The organism is Albibacterium profundi, from assembly GCF_042159835.1.
In the GTDB taxonomy this organism is placed as follows: Bacteria; Bacteroidota; Bacteroidia; order Sphingobacteriales; family Sphingobacteriaceae; genus Albibacterium; species Albibacterium profundi.
In genome coordinates, this window is sequence record NZ_JBBVGT010000002.1 from 905,370 (window position 1) to 924,121 (window position 18,752).

An 18,752-nucleotide genomic window follows, 5' to 3' on the forward strand; every position below is an offset into this window, starting at 1 on the left:
TATTAAGTTGAACCGAATTTATTGCAGAAGGCATGCGATATGCAGATTTAAAACGCTGGAGAGCACTTGATCAACTTGCTAGTGACCCTTATATCATTGAAGGATTCAAAGTATTCGGACCCATGGAAGAATGGTATGACAACTTGGTGGAGCAGGGCACGTCAGGTCAAACTGCCAACGTTTCAAGCAGCGAGGAAAGCGATTACTTAAGACCCTACCGTGTAATTCTTAATGCAAGTAACTTTGTCCAAAATGGTTACAGCTGGCATCCGGCGCATTACTTAGAGCCAATCGCTATGGAACACTTTATTATTACCAGTGAGACTCCAGGCGATGTTAACACATCGGTTATTTATCAAAACCCGGGTTGGCCAATGCAAGCGAACGAAGGCGCTGAATAAAAACACAACAACAAACAATACTTATATAATAAAAAAGAGGCTGTCCAGCCTCTTTTTTATTATATAAGTACCTCTACTCACCAATCAGAACCCCTGAAACATTCCAAGAACTAAAACTTGTCCCTTCAGGTGCACCTTGTGGAATTTGTACTCTGACAGTATGTTCTCCTGCATTCAAGTCTCCCAGGTTAATAAAAATAGGACTTGTCAAGGTTCCAGGACACCAGTTTGAACGGCTCAGATCCGAAGATGATAAGCCATTGCTAAAATTACCTGATGCCGGATTATACAGTCGATAAGATCCACAGTCCGTTCGCCAGGGCGTGAAACTGAAAGCTTCGCTGCCGTCGAGGTAGATCGTATTTTCTTTTGGAACAAATTCGTCGCCATTCCCCCAACCTCCATGTCCCGTAGTAATGAAACGGAGTTTAGCATTTTTCATGTCTTTCTGAAGCGTAAACTTGACCTCTAATCCCTTTTCCACATCAAACATGGTAGCGTATTCCTGCCCAGCCATTTCCATTACATTTAGGGTATTGAATAGCGGAACTATTTGCTGGGATTGAGAATCATCGGGCCGCCCAGGATGAATAGTTAAATCCAAACTTACTATATGTCCTCCTCCGTCATAATTACCAATAAACACACCTATCCATGCCTCTCGGTCAGTTAAAAGTGGTGCAAATTCGGTAACATCATGCCTATAGGAAACACTATCTTGCCAATTTTTGCCTTTTAATTGTATATGATTAAATTGCTTTACACCAAAAGGTGTAAAGAACCGCATAAGCTCGACTAAAGGTGTATACTGATCAGTCCGAACCACACCTTGATACTTCTTACCGTTTCCATTCTCATAAATGGGAAGAGCCGAGGCTCCCTTCTTCAGCCCATCCAGGAACGAAATGCCATTGTCTGTCGGGATCATAAATACAGTTCCAGTTCTATCATATGCGTCTCCATTTGACTTTTCTACCAATTCCACAAAAATGCTATTGCCGTTTTCAATGTGAGGTATCTTTACTTTTTTGAGAATAATAGTACCATTTGCGAAACGAAGCACACTATCCGACTTAGGGTCAGCAATAAAATTGATCTGTTCGTTATCAAATATGGAGAGGTTGACAAAACGACTTTTCCATAATAGATCCTTATAACTCAGATCATCAACCGAATTTTCAATATTTGGCAGCTGTAGTGATTCCGGCATCTTATCTATATATTCAATTTCTTGCGCGGTAACTGCATAGTTCCCGTTTCTTACCATCTCCAAAACCAGCCCTAAATTCTGTCCCAATTCAGTAGGCGCCCCTTTAACGCGAAGATCATTTGTAAACCATAATTCTATTGTATTGGAGTTAACTGAAGTAACTGCCTTTGTACACTCATAACCAAGTATTTCTTTTTTTTCTTCCGTGATCGTAAAAGTATGCTTCGATAACAAGTCTGGGTCGCTCATTACAATTTGCTTACCGTTTTGAAGAAATGCTTGTTTAATATAACTATTGTTGGCGCGGTCGACAAAAAAGCGTTCAAAAGGACGCGCGCCCTTACCATTAATAATAGCTTCCGACGCAATGGCTGTCTGAGAACTCGATGTATACAAAATGATTGGATCCTGATTTTGCAAAAGCTTACCGTTAGAGCTTCTATAGTAGCTGACCTTAACAACGGAATCAGTATTTTGCGATTGAACCGAAAACGTAACGAGAAACGATAATAATAAAAGAAAAAATCTCATGTTGATAATATTGAATTTTAGTATACGATAATCTCATCAGTAAATAAATAGCCCCCCTGTGGATTCGTCGCTTTAACGCGTAGATAGCGTGCCATTTTACCCTCTAAATCGAATGTAAATTCTTTAAAGTTCAATCTGGAGCGGGTTGTTGGCACATCGTTCTTTATACTTTTCCACTCTTTGAAATCCTTCCCATTGTCGGATACCTCTAAAACTACCTTGCCAGGCATATATACACCCGGTCCGGTAACCTGCATAAAACGAATCGAGAGTGAATTGAATTCTTCTCGCCGCTCGAAGTCAATCGTCACGTCGAGTCCGCCTTTTGTAAAGCCCTGCCATTCGCCATCTCCATAACTATGGCCGCCTTTAATTCCATTCACCAAGGTCTTTGCTCCATGCGCTTCGTAGGTATCCCAAGGGTTATTATAGACCACTTCTTTACCGATCGCACGATGAATATCGACCTGCAGACTATCAATTGCACCTAAACGAGTCGAGTCAGCAAACACCGCGCTCTTGATCAAAGTTGATTTTAATAACTCTAAAGGCTCAACGTATGCAGGTGAATTCTTCGTCGGATCAGTCCCGTCGATTGTGTACCGTATGGTAGGTTCATATTGTTCTGACGAAATAGTAACCTTCGAACTTTCAGTACTGTCATCATACAATGCTTTGATCATCGGCTTGTAGGTCGGCCGGTAATAATTAACATTATGTCGTTGCAATAACAAATAATGACTCTGCAATCTATTTTCGAAGTCATCCCAATCTTTTTGTTCAGCTGCGGTCCATGCCACTTCCGACAATGCCAACACGCGAGGATAAGCCATATATTCGACATGCTCCTGGGTGGGCATGTACTCAGTCCATAAATTTGCTTGGACGCCTAGGATATGCTTCTGGTTATTGTCTGCAATCTCACCGGGTATCGGTTCATAGTCGTATACTTTCGATAAAGGCGTAAAGCCGCCGATTGCTTCTGGTTGATCCATCGGGTTGCTTTGGTAAGAATCAAAGTACATAGGAGAGCCAGGTGTCATAATCACATCGTGCCCGGTATTCGCAGCTTCTATTCCGCCCTCTTCTCCTCGCCAAGACATTACGGTCGCCCCTTCTGCTAACCCACCTTCAAGAATTTCATCCCAGCCGATAATTTTACGGCCTTTTGATTTCACATATTCGTTGATGCGCTTTATTAGATAGCTTTGCAGTTCATCCACATTTTCCAAGCCTTCCTCTTCCATTCGCTTTTTACACTTAGGACATGTCTTCCAGCTTTCTTTGCTTGCCTCATCGCCACCTATATGAATTAATTCGGAAGGAAATACCGCCATAACTTCATCCAACACATTTGTTAAAAAGGTAAATGTCTCTTCATTACCAATACAAAATTCGGAATTAATATATGGTGAGCCGGAGCACGATAGCTCAGGATATACAGCCAATACTTCTTCTGAATGGCCTGGCATTTCAATCTCCGGAATCACAGTAATACCCTTTTTTGCTGCATAATCAACCAAGTGCCTAGCTTCTTCCTGAGTATAAAAACCGCCGTGAGCATTAGGAGATCCCATTTCGACGTAGCGTCGCGGACTGTTCCACCAATCCTTCCATAGGGCGAAGTTCCGCCAGGCTGCCTTCTGCGTCAGCTCCGGATATTGATCAATTTCCAATCGCCAGCCTGCACCATCAGTTAAGTGCCAATGAAATTTATTTAATTTATAAATAGCCATTAAATCAATATATTTTTCCAAAAAGGACATTGGAAAAAAATGTCGTGAAACATCCAAATGTAGCCCACGATAACCGAATCGCGGCGAATCTTCTATTGTCAGTGCAGGCACCACGTAGCCCTTATCCTGTAGATAAGAAATTTGCACAAGAGTCATAATCGCGTTTATCATTCCAGGGCTATCCCATGCAGTTATAACAATGCCTTGAGAATCAACCTTAACACGATAGGCATTTTTTGGAAGTTTATCTCCATCTTCAGGAGGAATCAAACGAATACCTACGTCGGGAATCCTCTTTCGCTTTTTTATTAACTCTACCTCTTCGAAATCAATATATGGGAGGTCTTTAAGCAACTCTGACACATCCATAAACTCTTCGAATGCTGAAACTTGGAGACCTGGGGTTGCCAAATTGTACGAACCTGACTCCATAATTAATTTTTGCGGCTTTGGTATTAAGGGTATAGATTCTTGTGCAAACAGATTGAGCGGTAGCAAACAAGCGATGAGCATCGATAATATTAATGATTTGTTCATTTTTATCATGGTATAGTTTAATATCCAACGCTAAATTACGAAAAAAGCTCAAGCTATTATTTAGCTTTGTCTTCAACCGTCATTATGTTGATTAATTAGTAGTTTTGTGAACTTTGCATATTCTTAGAAGATGATTAATTTATTCAGGAGGTATACTCCCGTTAATCTAATATATTTAATTCCAATAGCTCTCTTACTTTGTATCGGTGCTTTTATCAACGTGCCAATTGATCTCAGACCCGTTTTTTTTGCTCCGGCTCTTTCAAACCTTATCGGCAATGTTTACGAAAAATCAATTACGCCAGAATCAAGCATCTTAATCACGTTGAGCCTAACAATCTTGCAAGGGATCTTATTAAATCATATTATTAGCAAGTACAATTTATTAGGAAAGGTTAATTACCTAACAGCACTGATCTTCGTGACACTAGCAAGCATTATTACGCCCTTTCTTACCCTGTCATCGGCACTGTTGTGTAATTTTTTGTTAATCTGGATGATAGACAAGCTATTGTCGGTATATCGAGCCGGAGAAATCATGGCCGTGTTATTTGATATGGGATTAATTATCGCAGTAGGGTCTTTATTCTATTTCCCATTTATTGCCATGTTTCCCGTTATCTGGTTTGCACTTATTATCTTCCGATCATTCAATTTGCGTGAGTGGATCGTCGGAGTGATGGGATTCATTACGATCTACTTCTTACTTTTCATCATTTACTTATGGTTTGATATGCTCGATGCATTTAAAATGATCTGGCATCCGCTTACTCGAACTTTTCCCACATCACTCAATATTGATTTATATGATTACTGGGTACTCCTAGCTCCGCTGTTCATTCTGATATTATTCATTATTTCAATTAGGCAAAACTTCTTCAAAAGCCTCGTCTTTATTCGCAAGGCATTTCAATTACTGTTTTTTATGTTGTTGTTGGCAACTGTCTCTTTCTACCTCAACAGCAATCTAGAAGAATATCATTTCCTTCTTTGCGTCGCCCCACTTGCAATTTATATGGCATACTATTTCACTCACGCTAAAACAAGGTGGTTATATGAAAGTGCGTTCGCTCTTTTATTTTTAGCTATACTATATTTTCAATGGATATAAAGTATCTTTAACCTTTTTTAACAAAAATAGCATGCAAAGCAGGTAAAAAATAAATAGATTTGCATGCAAAATACATTTTTTGCGTTAACAACTATCCATGATTCTATCAAAATTATCCATCCGTAACTTTGTTTGCTTGACGTTGCTTTTTGTTTCTTCAGGAGCTATGGCGCAATCATTGACCAGCTCCCCCTATTCAAAATACGGTTTGGGAGAACTAGGTGGAGAAAACCTTCCTCAATTGAGGGCAATGGGGGGCATCTCTACTGGGATACGCAGTCTAGGTTCCTATTATAATATCAATACTGAAAATCCAGCCTCTTATTCCAGTATCAGGTTAATGGCGATTGACATTGGTGTATATGGAAACTTTTCGACACAGCAACGCGAAAATATAAAGCAAAGCAACAAAAACTTTTCCTTGGGATATCTCTCGTTTGCGGTTCCCGTGTCTCAGAAATCCGCGCTTAGTTTCGGTTTTAAGCCTTATTCAAGTGTTGGCTACAGGTATTCAGCGCCTGGAACAATTGATACCATGAATATAAACAGTGTATATTCGGGAGAAGGCGGACTTACTAAAGCCTACTTTGGCTATGGTCAACAAATTGGCGAGCACTTTAGCATCGGCGCAAACGCTGGTTACATATTTGGGAAAATAGAGGAGAACCAAGAAGCACAATATCCGTTGAATTCTGGTGCACTCAATTCTAAAATTGAAAATAGCAGGGCGATCAATGGCTTTTCACTAGACTATGGAATACAATACTTTACGAATATCAACGACAACTATGGATTAGTAATCGGCTATTCAGGCAATTCAGGTCACTCCCTACGTTCCAAAGCTACTCGATCGGCAACTAGAACCTTTGGCAACGAAACTGATATAGAAGACAATATCGCCTTAGATACCATCAGCTACAAGGAGTTTGCCCGTCAGGATATCATCATGCCTTTAGAGCATAAGGTGGGTGTCAGTTTCAGGAAGCATAACTCATGGCTAATTGGTGGGGATTTCCATTATGGAAAATGGTCTGATTTCCAAGAAGGTGATGTAGCTGGTAATTTTGAAGATCGTTATGGATTTGCCATCGGAGGTAGCCTGACTCCCGACTATACCTCGAATCGGTATTTTAGCTTAGTCGATTATCGTCTTGGGTTTCGGTACGATAAAACTCAATTGCGCATAAATGAGCAGGATATAAACGATATGGCCATCACTGTCGGACTCGGCCTTCCGTTGCCATCCAACCGACAGAGTACTTTTTATAAAATAAATCTCTCAGCAGAATTTGGTCAGAGGGGAACCCTGAGTAGTAACCTAGTTAAAGAGAACTACATCACGCTCCGACTCGGATTTACTCTTAATGACCGCTGGTTCCAACGTTATAAATATGACTAAATAAGATGGTTCGTAGATATCTATATATCGTTCCTTTCCTTTTCCTGTCACTCGTTGCCTGTGAAAACGATCTGGAGGAAGTAGAACGGGTATCTCAAGATATAAACGAAGAACCTATCGATGTTTCACATGGAGTGAAAGTTATCTACAGCGATTCCGCTATTGTAAAAGCCCAATTGACAACACCAAAGATGTTACACCATAAAACTGAAAACCCATTCTATGAGTTTCCAGAAGGTGGCTTATTGATACTTTACGATTCCACTCGGACGGAAACACAACGGGTACGTTCAGATTATGCAATCCAACATGTCAATACCGGCATTACTGAGCTAAAGAAGAATGTAGTTGCCACTCGTGCAGACGGCATGACACTGAAATCGGAAGAGCTTATATGGGATGAGAACACAGGTCGATTCTATTCGAACCTTCCAGTAGAAATAACCGTAAATGACCAAATCGCATATGGCACATCATTTTGGGCTACGGAAGATTTTTCCCATTTTGAAATCACTTCTCATACCGGTGATATTCGACTTAATAGCGACGATCGGCTCTGATTATTTCTTTAAGATACAGGACTTTTCGACGCTATCTTTTTAATTTATCTTTTTAATTTTTACATTTAATTGTATCTTGCGCCCGCATTTGTAAAACATGTATATTACACGTTTGAATTCAAAGAGCAAACGAATTAACAAACTAAACTAAGTATAGAAGATTCTATGGGAATAATGACTTTTTTGCGAAACCGCGCAGGCTTATTGGTTGTATGGGCAATCGGGATCGCTCTTATTGCATTTTTATTAGGTGAGATTATCCCTCAGATGCTGGGGAATATGAATGCGAATCAAAATCAAATCGGCGAGATTAATGGGGAGGAAATAGAATATCTAACCTTTAATCAAGAGGTGGAAGCTGGTATTAATAATATGCGTCAGCAAATGGGTGGATCAAACGATCAAATGAGCGCCTATGTTGTCGAGAACGTCTGGAACCAATATATTTCCAATGCTTTACTTGAGGAAGAGGTGGAAAGAATAGGCTTGAGCGTGGGGTCAAGCGAGTTAAATGACATGGTTTCCGGACAAAACCCGTCTCCACAAATTGTACAATCTTTCACAAACCCTCAAACAGGAGAGTTTGATCGTAATCAATTAAGTGTTTTCTTAACTAATATCCGAAACGAGCCGGCAAGCAGCGTTCAAAAACAGCAATGGGAGAATTTCTTACAAGTGATTAAAAACGATCGCTTGCAGCAAAAATATAATCAGTTAATCCAAAACAGCGTCTATGTTACGTCCTTAGAAGCGGAAGAGGAGCATAAACAACGAAACAAGATTGCAAACTTTAGCTACCTGCTGCTCGATTACTCTTCTATACCAGATCAAGATGTAGAGGTAACAGATGCGGATTATCAAGCGTACTATGATGAGCATAAAGAGGAGTTCTATAATCCTAACGAAACAAGAAGTATTCGTTACGTGGTCTTTAATGCTGAGCCAACAGCTGCCGACTCATTAGCTGTAAAAGAAAAAGCAACAGAATTGGCTCATGGATTAGAAATTGCAGAAAATGATTCATTGTATGCTGCTATCAATTCCGAAACTAAGTATCCAGTTACGTACTATACGAAGGGCAATTTATCACCGGCTTTGGATTCTGCTTTATTCAATGCATCTGCGGGAACAGTTGTGGGTCCATTCTTATCGAACGGAACCTACGAAATGGCTAAGGTGCTTGAAAGCAAAGTTGGACCCGATTCAGTAACAGCTAGTCATATTCTACTGAATCCTGCTTTAGAAGGCGGAGTTGATCAGGCAACTGCAAAAGCTGACTCTATTAAAAACCTTATTCAAAATGGTGCAAGCTTCGCAGATTTAGCTTCTCAGTTCGGGACCGATGCATCGAGAGAAGAAGGCGGTAAATTAGGAACCTTCGGAAGAGGCGCCATGATCCCCGATTTTGAAAATGCCGTTTTCGACGGTAAAACTGGTGATGTCCTTGTGGTTCCGACCCAATACGGTGTGCATGTAATCAGAATAGACAATCAAATAGGATCATCAAAAGTTGTAAAGGCTGCGATTATCGATCGTTCCATCCAAAGCAGTAAAGAAACTTTAAATGCGGCTTACAGTGAAGCTTCAGAATTCTTCGGACAAGTTAACGAGGACAACTTCAATGATCTTGCTGCTGATGCGGGTTACACCATTCAAAACGGCACTGAGATTGCACCAATGCAAACCTTCATTCAAGACCTCGAGAACCCGCGTGAACTGATCCGCTGGGCATATAAGGCAGAAGAGGGTGATGTAACGGACAAGGTATATGAATTACCAAACAAATATGTTGTTGCCCAGTTATCTGAGATCAGAGAAGAAGGATACCTTCCGCTTAACAGCGTTAAAGAAGATATTAAAACTCAAGTTATCAATAAAGCAAAAGCAGCTATTCTGACCGAAAAGCTGAATAGTGCGATGAATGGCACGTCTACTATCGAGGAACTCGGTCAAAAGTTAGATAAAACTGCTGTGAAGGCAGAAAATATTGTGTTCGCAAACCCGATAATCCCAGGCGTAGCTCAAGAAGGCAAAGTGATCGGAACCGTATTTGGTCTTCAACCGAACACGTTGTCAAAAAGTATTGAAGGAAACCGTGGTGTATACGTTGTTTCTGTCCATGATTTTATCAATCCGCAACAGGCTCAAAACCTTGATGCAATCAAGCAGCAAAGTATAAACATGCTTCAACAGCGCGCGCCGGGCAGTGTATTCCAAGCACTTTTAGAAAAAGCAGATATTACCGATAATAGAGCAAGATTCTATTAATTTTAAAATACCTAACTTTGTATCCGGATAGAGATTCTCTCTTTATCCGGATTTTTTGTATATAAAGCATGGAAATTCAAGATAAAATAGTAAATAAAGTTGCGGCAAGTGGTCTAATCACTTTTGACCTTGCAACCTTAGCGCCGAAAGGCGAGCTGGTTTTATTTGATATCAAAGACCATTTATTCCACGGTTTAATCCTTCGAGAGAAAGATTTTAGGGCGTTCGTGAAAGAAAACGACTGGTCGCAATATGAAGGTAAGAACGTAGCTATCACCTGTTCGACAGATGCAATTATCCCGACTTGGGCTTATATGCTAATTTCTAATAAGCTCGAGCCTTATGTGAGCGAAGTTACCTTTGGGTCCATCGAACAACTCAGATCCATCCTCTACGAAAAGGCACTTGGACAATTGCATATGGAGCAATTCGTCGACCAACGAATTATGGTGAAAGGTTGCGGTGATATCAAAGTTCCAGAGTCTGCATTCATTACATTGACGAGAAAATTAAGTAAAGTTGCAAAAAGTATTATGTACGGTGAAGCCTGCTCATCCGTGCCAATCTTTAAGCGAAAAGCTTAAAGGCATATTTTTTGCCATACCTTCTATATGAAGAAAATAATATTAGTAGCTTTTATCTCATTCTTATGGTTCAATGGTTTTTCGCAGGATTTGCCACATCTGAACGAACCCGTTTTTAAGCCAGGTGAGGTATTAAAGTATAAATTAAAATATGGTTTTGTTTCTGCAGCAAACGGTACATTGAAGGTCAACAAGAGCACATTGAAATTCGACGGAAAACCGACCTATCATCTGTCGGCAGAAGGGAAAACATCAAGTGCATTTAGTCTTCTTTTTGGTGTGCACAATCGTTACAACTCGTATATTGACCAAGACACATTTCTCCCCTACTTCTATTCTGAAACGATAAAGGAGGGTAAGTACAGAAGAAACGATAAAGTTCGCTTCTACCAAAAGCAGCGGAAAATAAAAGGTAATGAAGGTACTTTTAAAGGAGCTAGTCAAACATTTGACTTGCTCTCTGCTTATTATTTTGCCAGAAACCTTGATCTATCGAAGATAAAAGTAGGCCAGTCTTTTAATATGACTTATTTCTTAAACGATGAAGTCAGCACACTAGGGATTACATATCTCGGCAAAGAGCGCATCAAGACAGATATGGGAACCTTCAACTGTTTAAAATTCAGCCCAGAAATTAAACCTGGCCGGATTTTCAGGAAAGATAGCAAACTTTACTTGTGGGTCACTGATGATGGAAACAGAATACCCGTAAAAGCGGAAGTTGAGATATTAGTTGGGTCTGTAACCCTGGAGCTAACTGATGCATCGGGGTTAAAGTATCCCTTAAAGAAAAATTAAAAATGATTGAAATAGACGGCGTCCTAGTTAGTGAGGATCTCATCAAAGAAGAATTTGTTTGTAATCTCAATGCTTGCAAGGGTGCTTGTTGTATTGAAGGAGACTCTGGCGCACCATTAGAGAAAGATGAGCTTGAGATACTGGAAAGAATATATCCTGCTGTGAAGCCATATATGACAACTACAGGTATCGAAACGATTGAAGCGCGAGGAACCCATGTTGTTGACGATGACGGAGATCTCACTACACCCTGTGTTGATAAAAATAAAGAATGTGCTTATGTGACCTGGGAAAATGGAATCACAAAATGTGCCATTGAAAAAGCTTTTGAGGACGGTAAGATAGACTGGCAAAAACCAATCTCCTGCCATCTCTATCCCATCCGAATTACTCAGTATCCCGAATTTGATGTGCTTAACTATGATCGATGGCATATCTGCCATGCAGCCTGCTCTTTTGGAAAGCAATTAAACGTTCCAGTTTATAACTTCGTAAAAGCTCCCTTAATCAGAAAATACGGAGAAGAGTGGTTTAAAGAGCTTGAAGATACTGCTAAGAGCGACGTCCTTTAATTCAGATCTACGTTAATAGTGTCTTTGGAAGCGGCAGTTGTGTCAGTCTTAAACTCGATAAACGATGCATCTTCGGCTGGCTTCTTCTTCGAAAACGAAACTAATTTTCTAAAGAACTCGCCGAACGTATCGAACTCCTGACGATAAACAAGCCCGAAGGCACTCACATACTCATCTTCTGGATTTAAGAAATTCCTGTTATTTAGTCGGTTCGACGCTCTAAATAACAGATTCCCACTTTTCCTTATCAAATACAAAGCCTCTACATCACTCGCAATATCCTTTCCAAAAACATTAAAATCGTTCAGTTCGCCTCTACGGTCTGTTACGCCTCCCGTCAAGATTAGTCGATCATTTAGCAATCTTATGGAAGCACTAGCTTCATTGAAAGACCGGATGTTGAAATCAACAAAATTCAAGTTTAATGATTGAGAGATAATGTTATTTAATTGATTAAAAGCCAACTCAGTACCTGCACTAAAGACAGTCGTATTCAGCTCTCTCGTAAGATCAGTGCCAGTTCCCGGAGCAAAGCTACGTCGTACAATTAAACTCAACGCCTGTTGGTTTACATTGTTTATGTCGCTCAAATAGCTCTGGAGTTCATCCTCTACATATGAATCGGTAGGGAAATCGATTCCAAAAGTTATATCGGGTTGTAAGAGATTTCCGTTGAGTATCATTTCGGCTTGCGCTTGAACACGCTGATCCGTACCTGCGCGCCCCGCTGCGGTGTAAAGTGGCCTAACACTGGTTCGTACCTGATACGTCGCCGTAAGATTAATCAACGCCTCCTCAGGGTTGCCCGTCCATCGAATCGACCCTCCGCTTTCAATCTCAAATATTTTATTGATGAAGTCCTGAGCTGTGAATTCAAATTTTCCCTGTTGTATCGCATAATCCCCAAACATCTCAAAGTCGCCTAGACTTGTGATATGCAAAGATAAAAGCCCTTCACCCCGTCCTGATAACTTCCCTAGGTCTGTAAATATATTTACTTCCGATTCTGGGTCAACCGACAAGTCCATCGTCATTGTAAGCCCTTCAAAGGAATTGGGCTTCGGTGTTGCCGTCGAATCCGCATTGACAAAAGTTATGAAATCTTGTTCTGTAATCTCCCCGGCTGCATTCAATGGTATATTAATAACCGTTCCCCGGTTTGTAGCTGCTACGATTTGAATATCAATATCATCTGTCGGTCCATTAAATCGGAAACTACCCGTTCCGTATGCGACACCATAATATAATGGATTGTCCTTCGCAGTCGTATTCAATGCCATAAAATTATTAGCGGAAATATCTACATGGATTTCAGGGTTGATGGGATTAGACATATCCACCGACCCATTTGCGACGGCTTGTTGATTGTTCTCATCAACAATAATTAAGTCTTTCAAGAGGATCTTACTGTTGCTGACACTTATCTCATCATCAATTCGATAGGGAGTCTGCAAATAATTCACAACCATCCTGCTATTGTTCAATCGAGCAGTGCCATTAATCACGGGATTCAATGATGTTCCGGTGATCGTCAAATCGGCAGTAGCTGTACCCGATAGGTCTGAAACTAAATTTCGCAAAAATGGGCTAAAAATAATCAATGGATTTTCATCCATATGGGCTTGCAAATTCAGCGGGCTCTCTTCATTTGATGCATCATACACTCCATTGAGAGTTAACGATTCCACTCCACCATCTTGGATATCAACCTTTACCCGAACCACCCTCGTTTCAGGATCAAGCGCGGCACCTACCGTCATGTCGCCAATTGCTGTTTCATTGTAGACAATATCATCGGCTCGAATATCGCTTTGAATGAAAGGTTGTTCTAATAGGGATCGAATTTGCACTTCACCGTTCATCATGCCAGCTAAATCAATGCCAAGCGGTACTGTAAGCGGATTAAACGTTTCCAACAAAAAGTCGGAAAAAGTTATTTTCAGAATATCATCATCATTTTTTGATATTGCTCCATCGATGGCTACAATTTGCTCTCCCTGCGATAGCTCTAAACCATTAATCAGTGTCTTTCCTTCCTCGAAGTCAAACTTTACCTTCTCCTCAATTCGCCAATCTTCGTTATTAATAATCATGTCCGATGGCAGTAAACTGAGTCGCGACGAAGACTCTTCACCAAACTCCACAAGGCCGTTCAAGTCGAGTTGATTGGTTTCATCAAGATCAGACATTTTAATGTTAAAACGTAAACTATCATTCCGCAGAATATTGGCAATGTTTACATTATTAATGAATAGGCTATCCGTAAAGCTGACACGATCTGAGGTAACGAATAAATTTAAAAACTGATTATTTGCAGTCTGGTCAAAAATTAAGTTGTTTATCGTTACCCCTTTATATATTCCGACAGGCACAAAACCGCTTAATGAGCTGACTCCATCAACTGAAGAAAACTTTCCCGTCATAATCACCTCCTCAGGAATCTCTAGACCGGGTACGAAAAGCAACGAAAACGGCGTAAAATCTTTCAAGGTTAAATCGAAAGAAAACTCTTGATTTCCTCCATTGATAATATTCACATCCAACGATGGTACATACTGCTTAGCAATCCCTTTAAAATAGGACGGAAAGGTATTCAAATCAATCTGTCCATTTATACGAGCATCCAAGACATCCGACTGAATCGCAATAGTCCGATTATCCTCAAGTCCTTCCGCTATTAAAACCACTGAATCCGTTCTAAAAACTGTATCCGGTGTGATAAGAGAAACATCCCTTAAAGAAAGCTGGCCAATAACAGTATTCAGTTCCTTACCAGAGAAGTTTCCAGATACAACACCGGCTAGCTCTAATGAGTCCTTTGTGAGTTTCAAGCGATAAAGATCAGCTTTGTCGACATCTGCATGTATATCCGCGATAAGTTGCCCGTTGCTAACATCAACCTCTCCCACAAGAGATAAACGTAAATTGGTATCGTCTATATCCACATTACCCGTAAAATATCGATCTGAATAGGTTCCGTCAACCAAAATATCCGTATAGCGATAACCCTGATACTCCAAATAATCGATTGAGGCATTTACCTCTTCGTAAAGATCAGCCAAAGCGAAACCGAGACCGCTCCCTTCAATCGTTCCAGCAACTGATCCGATGATTGGGTTGTTTAACAAGAGTCCTAACTCAAAACCCGGAGTCAATAGTTTCCCACTATAGGACCCTTTGTTTTTAAGGGATAGTTTCAAATCTGCAACCACATCGCCCAATTTCGACTTGAAGATGCCTTGCGTTATAAAATCGTTATAGAAGCCCGTCACCCGACCCTGATAATGAATATCCCCAATCCGGTCAATCACCGCCGGCAACATAAACGTATTCTGTCCGCTAAATCCTGCTACCAACCTCTCGAGATCCTGTCGGTTTGTCAACAGCCTAGAAAGATCCATATCGAATAGCGTGTTATTGATATCGGGTAGTCCACGAATTGTAAGATCACCTTCCAGCCATGTTTGTTTGCCAGCGCGTATCTGAACCTGACTAGCATGGATATCTTCGACAGTGCCCGTTAAGTTTCCACTAAAGAGCACATTAAAATCCGTAACACCCACGCCCGGTGAAAAATAAGCTATATCACGAGAAACAATACGAGAATTCTGAAGGTTTCCAGTTACCTGAACATCTTCGATAAAATTCGAAAATGCCGAAAGAGAGTCGTATTCGAAGAGAATATAATCCTTGATATAACTAGAGTTCAACTCGAGGTCAAGCGCAGCAAATTCCATCCGGTTGCTGTCGACAGTCAGATCGGTTGTAATATTTTTCACCACAAGACCCGATTTCTCGCGGAAGGTCAAGTCACTGATTTTAGTCTGAAACAGATGGTTCACATAATCTATTTCCAGTAATGTTCCACCTAGCCCATAAATATGAATATCGTTGTAATTAATGCCGTCAACCTCTTGTCTTTTCAAGTAATTTATATATCGGAATTCGATACCACTGAAAGAAGCATCAGGCAGAATTAGCTCGAACTGCTTCTTCTCTTTTTGGGTGTCTGCGCGTTGAGGTGCAAGATAGTCCTGAATAAATGTAAAATTTGTTGTAGAGTCACGGTACTTTTTTATAAGTACTTTGCCTTCTTTTATCGTCAGATCGTTGACAATAAGTTTCGAACTAAGCAACGAACGGATATCTAATTGAGCGCCGAATTCACCAAAGTATAAAAGAGTGTCTTGTTCTTGGTCAGCGACGAAAAGTTCCTCGATCTTTATCGAATTAAAAGGTTCGTAATAAATAGATCTTAAATGAATTTCAGTATCCAACTCTTCCGACAAGTAATTGGCCGCCCGATCCGCAATGTAGTTCTGAACCGGCTTCAATTGCAATGAAAGGGTCAAGGCTATAAGAAGTACAACAATCCCAAGCAACAACCACAATGCTATTTTTAGTACTTTTTTGATACTTTTGTCTTTTATTTAAATAACAAACAATTTGGCAACCATCCTTGGCATTGAGTCCACATGTGACGAAACATCTGCATCTATTTGTATAGACGGAAAAATATACTCAAATATTATCGCAAACCAAGCCGTACATGGGAAATATGGTGGTGTGGTCCCTGAACTCGCGTCCCGGGCGCATCAGCAAAACATTATCCCCACGGTCGACCAATGTATTATAGATGCAAAAATACATAAAAATGACATAGATGCGGTTGCTTTTTCGCGAGGACCCGGACTTTTGGGTTCTCTATTGGTCGGCACTTCCTTTGCCAAAGCCTTCGCACTCTCTAAAAACATTCCATTAATTGAGATTAATCATATGCAAGCGCATATATTGGCCCACTTCATCGAAGATCCAAAACCGGAATTTCCTTTTCTGTGTCTCACTGTATCTGGCGGACATACACAGATTGTGAAAGTCAACAACTACTTCGAGATGGAATTGATCGGGCAAACATTAGATGATGCGGCCGGCGAAGCTTTTGACAAAACTGCTAAGATCCTCAATTTACCTTATCCGGGTGGCCCCTTGATCGACCGCTATGCACAACAAGGAGATCCGCTAAGGTTTCAATTTCCCGAGCCCAATGTACCTGAGTTTAATTTCAGTTTCAGCGGTCTAAAAACATCCATCTTATATTTCATACAACGGAATACGGCAAAGAACCCATCATTCGTCGAAGACAACCTTGTTGACATTTGCGCCTCCATACAAGATCGGATCGTCAGCATCCTCTTAAACAAACTAGAAACAGCAGCTAAATCTCTGGGTATCAAAAACATTGCAATAGCGGGTGGTGTATCCGCAAATAGTGGGTTAAGAAGCACATTAAAGGAAAGAGGGGCGGAAAACCAATGGAATATCTTTATTCCAAAGTTCGAGTATTGTACAGATAATGCAGCTATGATAAGTATTGCGGGCTATTATAAATACTTAGAAAAAGATTTCACTACACAGGATGTCGCTCCTTTAACACGGTGGTCAGTCGAATAATTCTTTTTTAGCTTTTTTTTGTGGACTTTTGCATCATATAATATAACACAATGGATACTCCAAGCTTAATATTTCTCGCCATCTTTGTGATCCCTTTTGTGGTTCTACTCATCTGGATTGCTCGAAAAGACAAACGAACCAAAACACGCCAATGGGGATTGCTCGCCTTGATCGCACTAATTATCGCTGCATTATACGTAGCCTTCTTCATTGCGCCTCAATACGAGACTTTTTTCCCAAATAATTAGCCTAACGCTTCAACGTTTTTACAAAGCGTATATCATAATTTTCAATGTCGATAATGTATTGATTTTGGATGAGGAACTCAAATAACGGCCTTGCCTCTGGCGAGACAGGCATGTTTGCTGTCGTAATCACTTCATCATTCTTTCTGTTCAAATAAGGATAGGCATAGAGCTTAACGTTCTTACTGAACATTCCACTGACGTATGCCAATAACTCGTCTGTATAATTATCTCCGTATAACTTGGAATTGAAAATATTTCGAAGATTCGAAATATTGCTTGAGATACCTACGCTTCTCGGTTTAAATCTAGACAGAAACTCAGCAAGAAAATTATTACGTGAAAAGTTCGATACAATAATGTGATTTCCAGTTGCACACAAATCTTCCGCCCGTTTGGCAAAATAATTTAAATCTTCATGACTCAAATGCAATTGATCTTCCAGGGCATTGGACATCAACACCTCAATCATAACGACTAGATTTGATTCCTTTGTTTTGGTATTCTTTCTAAACTCCTCCACAGCCAAGTTAAAGAGATCAAAATTGGGATTGGACTGTTGTCGATATTTCGTCCGTAAGATCATAATATCCTTTTTATAAAGGAAATCCTTGGCTTGCAGTACATGACCGTCCGGATCAAAGATCGCTGCACTGGAGAAATTCTTCGCTACCAAATATAAATTAAGCAGGCGTTCATTAGTATCGCGGAAAATCGTTCCTTTCACTTTAACCAAATCAATTTCGACAGATCCTGGAGAGAGATTATCAACCAACGATTCAATCATCACCTGCGGATCGTTCCTATAGTAATAGGATGCATACACCAGGTTTACTCCCAAAATACCGAGCACCGACTGTTGTAGACTTGAGTCGCTATCAAGCAGACGGACATGGAAGATAATTTCATTAGGCTTACCACCGGGTTCTACCTGAAAACGAATTCCAATCCATCCATGTGGGTCATTTGTTTTACTAAAGTTAAGGGTCGTCACCGTATTGGCAAAGGCAAAAAGGCTCCTATCAGCGTATTTAGGTCCTTTTAATCTTTCGGTTAGTAAGCGATATTCATGATCAAGCATCTTTTCGAGTCGCGATTGACTAACATAGCGCTTGGAACGCTCTACTCCGTAAATCGAGTCACTAAAAGCCATATCATAAGCCGACATAGATTTAGCGATGGTTCCTGAAGCTGCTCCTGCGGTAAAAAAATTGCGCGCTACCTCCTGACCTGCACCAATCTCTGCAAAGGTCCCATAAATCTCACCGTTTAGATTTATTCTCAAAGCCTTGCGCTTCGTCTCAAAGATTTCTCTTGCCATGTGGCAAAAATAATAATTTAAAAAGATC

At 40.4% G+C, this 18,752-nt stretch carries 14 protein-coding genes; 10 read left to right on the plus strand and 4 right to left on the minus strand.

Annotated elements, in window-relative coordinates; all coding sequences use genetic code 11:
* Positions 1-32 precede the first annotated feature (32 nt).
* Positions 33-401 carry a hypothetical protein gene (locus WKR92_RS05445; RefSeq protein WP_375556805.1) on the plus strand — a complete coding sequence of 123 codons (369 nt, stop codon included), beginning with the start codon at positions 33-35 and terminating at the stop codon, positions 399-401.
* Between the two features lie 73 nt (positions 402-474).
* Here the strand turns inward: WKR92_RS05445 and WKR92_RS05450 are convergent, their stop codons facing one another.
* A complete protein-coding gene (locus WKR92_RS05450; RefSeq protein WP_375556806.1) occupies positions 475-2,142 on the minus strand; it encodes a GLPGLI family protein in 1,668 nt (555 codons plus the stop codon).
* Positions 2,143-2,159: 17 nt separating this feature from the next.
* The gene (locus WKR92_RS05455; RefSeq protein WP_375556807.1) at positions 2,160-4,415 is read right to left on the minus strand and encodes a glycoside hydrolase family 20 protein; all 2,256 of its coding nucleotides are present in this window, start codon (positions 4,413-4,415) and stop codon (positions 2,160-2,162) included.
* 130 nt (positions 4,416-4,545) lie between these two features.
* Between WKR92_RS05455 and WKR92_RS05460 the strand changes: the two genes are divergently transcribed.
* The 7 genes from WKR92_RS05460 to WKR92_RS05490 all read left to right on the plus strand — a co-directional run bounded on the left by WKR92_RS05460 (position 4,546) and on the right by WKR92_RS05490 (position 11,707).
* The gene (locus WKR92_RS05460; protein WP_375556808.1) at positions 4,546-5,526 is read left to right on the plus strand and encodes a DUF6427 family protein; all 981 of its coding nucleotides are present in this window, start codon (positions 4,546-4,548) and stop codon (positions 5,524-5,526) included.
* Between the two features lie 97 nt (positions 5,527-5,623).
* Positions 5,624-6,925 carry a BamG family beta-barrel-assembly machinery protein gene (gene bamG, locus WKR92_RS05465; RefSeq protein ID WP_375556809.1) on the plus strand — a complete coding sequence of 434 codons (1,302 nt, stop codon included), beginning with the start codon at positions 5,624-5,626 and terminating at the stop codon, positions 6,923-6,925.
* A gap of 5 nt (positions 6,926-6,930) precedes the next feature.
* Entirely contained in the window at positions 6,931-7,485 is a 555-nt protein-coding gene (gene lptC, locus WKR92_RS05470) for an LPS export ABC transporter periplasmic protein LptC (RefSeq protein WP_375556810.1), read from the plus strand.
* Positions 7,486-7,650: 165 nt separating this feature from the next.
* Positions 7,651-9,753 carry a SurA N-terminal domain-containing protein gene (locus WKR92_RS05475; protein WP_375556811.1) on the plus strand — a complete coding sequence of 701 codons (2,103 nt, stop codon included), beginning with the start codon at positions 7,651-7,653 and terminating at the stop codon, positions 9,751-9,753.
* A gap of 68 nt (positions 9,754-9,821) precedes the next feature.
* Positions 9,822-10,337: a DUF2480 family protein gene (locus WKR92_RS05480; RefSeq protein ID WP_375556812.1), complete on the plus strand. Its 516-nt coding sequence runs from the start codon at positions 9,822-9,824 to the stop codon at positions 10,335-10,337.
* A 27-nt stretch (positions 10,338-10,364) separates the two neighbouring features.
* Positions 10,365-11,135: a DUF3108 domain-containing protein gene (locus tag WKR92_RS05485; RefSeq protein WP_375556813.1), complete on the plus strand. Its 771-nt coding sequence runs from the start codon at positions 10,365-10,367 to the stop codon at positions 11,133-11,135.
* 2 nt (positions 11,136-11,137) lie between these two features.
* The gene (locus WKR92_RS05490; RefSeq protein ID WP_375556814.1) at positions 11,138-11,707 is read left to right on the plus strand and encodes a DUF3109 family protein; all 570 of its coding nucleotides are present in this window, start codon (positions 11,138-11,140) and stop codon (positions 11,705-11,707) included.
* On the opposite strand, the gene WKR92_RS05495 is transcribed toward WKR92_RS05490, so the two are convergent.
* Positions 11,704-16,089: a translocation/assembly module TamB domain-containing protein gene (locus WKR92_RS05495; RefSeq protein WP_375556815.1), complete on the minus strand. Its 4,386-nt coding sequence runs from the start codon at positions 16,087-16,089 to the stop codon at positions 11,704-11,706. The two genes, WKR92_RS05490 and WKR92_RS05495, sit on opposite strands and share 4 nt — an antisense overlap.
* A gap of 64 nt (positions 16,090-16,153) precedes the next feature.
* Between WKR92_RS05495 and tsaD the strand changes: the two genes are divergently transcribed.
* On the plus strand, positions 16,154-17,158 hold the full coding sequence (gene tsaD, locus WKR92_RS05500; RefSeq protein WP_375556816.1) for a tRNA (adenosine(37)-N6)-threonylcarbamoyltransferase complex transferase subunit TsaD: 1,005 nt from the start codon (positions 16,154-16,156) through the stop codon (positions 17,156-17,158).
* A gap of 50 nt (positions 17,159-17,208) precedes the next feature.
* Entirely contained in the window at positions 17,209-17,406 is a 198-nt protein-coding gene (locus WKR92_RS05505) for a hypothetical protein (RefSeq protein WP_375556817.1), read from the plus strand.
* A 1-nt stretch (position 17,407) separates the two neighbouring features.
* Here WKR92_RS05505 and WKR92_RS05510 read toward each other — a convergent pair whose 3' ends face one another.
* A complete protein-coding gene (locus tag WKR92_RS05510; protein ID WP_375556818.1) occupies positions 17,408-18,724 on the minus strand; it encodes a nicotinamide mononucleotide adenylyltransferase in 1,317 nt (438 codons plus the stop codon).
* Positions 18,725-18,752 lie beyond the last annotated feature (28 nt).

Bases quoted from the DNA above. Each gene is read 5' to 3' on its own strand.
- bamG (WP_375556809.1), top strand. From the start codon at position 5,624: ATGATTCTATCAAAATTATCCATCCGTAACTTTGTTTGCTTGACGTTG.
- WKR92_RS05480 (WP_375556812.1), top strand. From the start codon at position 9,822: ATGGAAATTCAAGATAAAATAGTAAATAAAGTTGCGGCAAGTGGTCTA.
- WKR92_RS05450 (WP_375556806.1), bottom strand. From the start codon at position 2,142: ATGAGATTTTTTCTTTTATTATTATCGTTTCTCGTTACGTTTTCGGTT.
- WKR92_RS05505 (WP_375556817.1), top strand. From the start codon at position 17,209: ATGGATACTCCAAGCTTAATATTTCTCGCCATCTTTGTGATCCCTTTT.
- WKR92_RS05475 (WP_375556811.1), top strand. From the start codon at position 7,651: ATGGGAATAATGACTTTTTTGCGAAACCGCGCAGGCTTATTGGTTGTA.
- WKR92_RS05490 (WP_375556814.1), top strand. From the start codon at position 11,138: ATGATTGAAATAGACGGCGTCCTAGTTAGTGAGGATCTCATCAAAGAA.
- WKR92_RS05445 (WP_375556805.1), top strand. From the start codon at position 33: ATGCGATATGCAGATTTAAAACGCTGGAGAGCACTTGATCAACTTGCT.
- WKR92_RS05455 (WP_375556807.1), bottom strand. From the start codon at position 4,415: ATGAACAAATCATTAATATTATCGATGCTCATCGCTTGTTTGCTACCG.
- WKR92_RS05485 (WP_375556813.1), top strand. From the start codon at position 10,365: ATGAAGAAAATAATATTAGTAGCTTTTATCTCATTCTTATGGTTCAAT.
- WKR92_RS05510 (WP_375556818.1), bottom strand. From the start codon at position 18,724: ATGGCAAGAGAAATCTTTGAGACGAAGCGCAAGGCTTTGAGAATAAAT.
- lptC (WP_375556810.1), top strand. From the start codon at position 6,931: ATGGTTCGTAGATATCTATATATCGTTCCTTTCCTTTTCCTGTCACTC.
- WKR92_RS05460 (WP_375556808.1), top strand. From the start codon at position 4,546: ATGATTAATTTATTCAGGAGGTATACTCCCGTTAATCTAATATATTTA.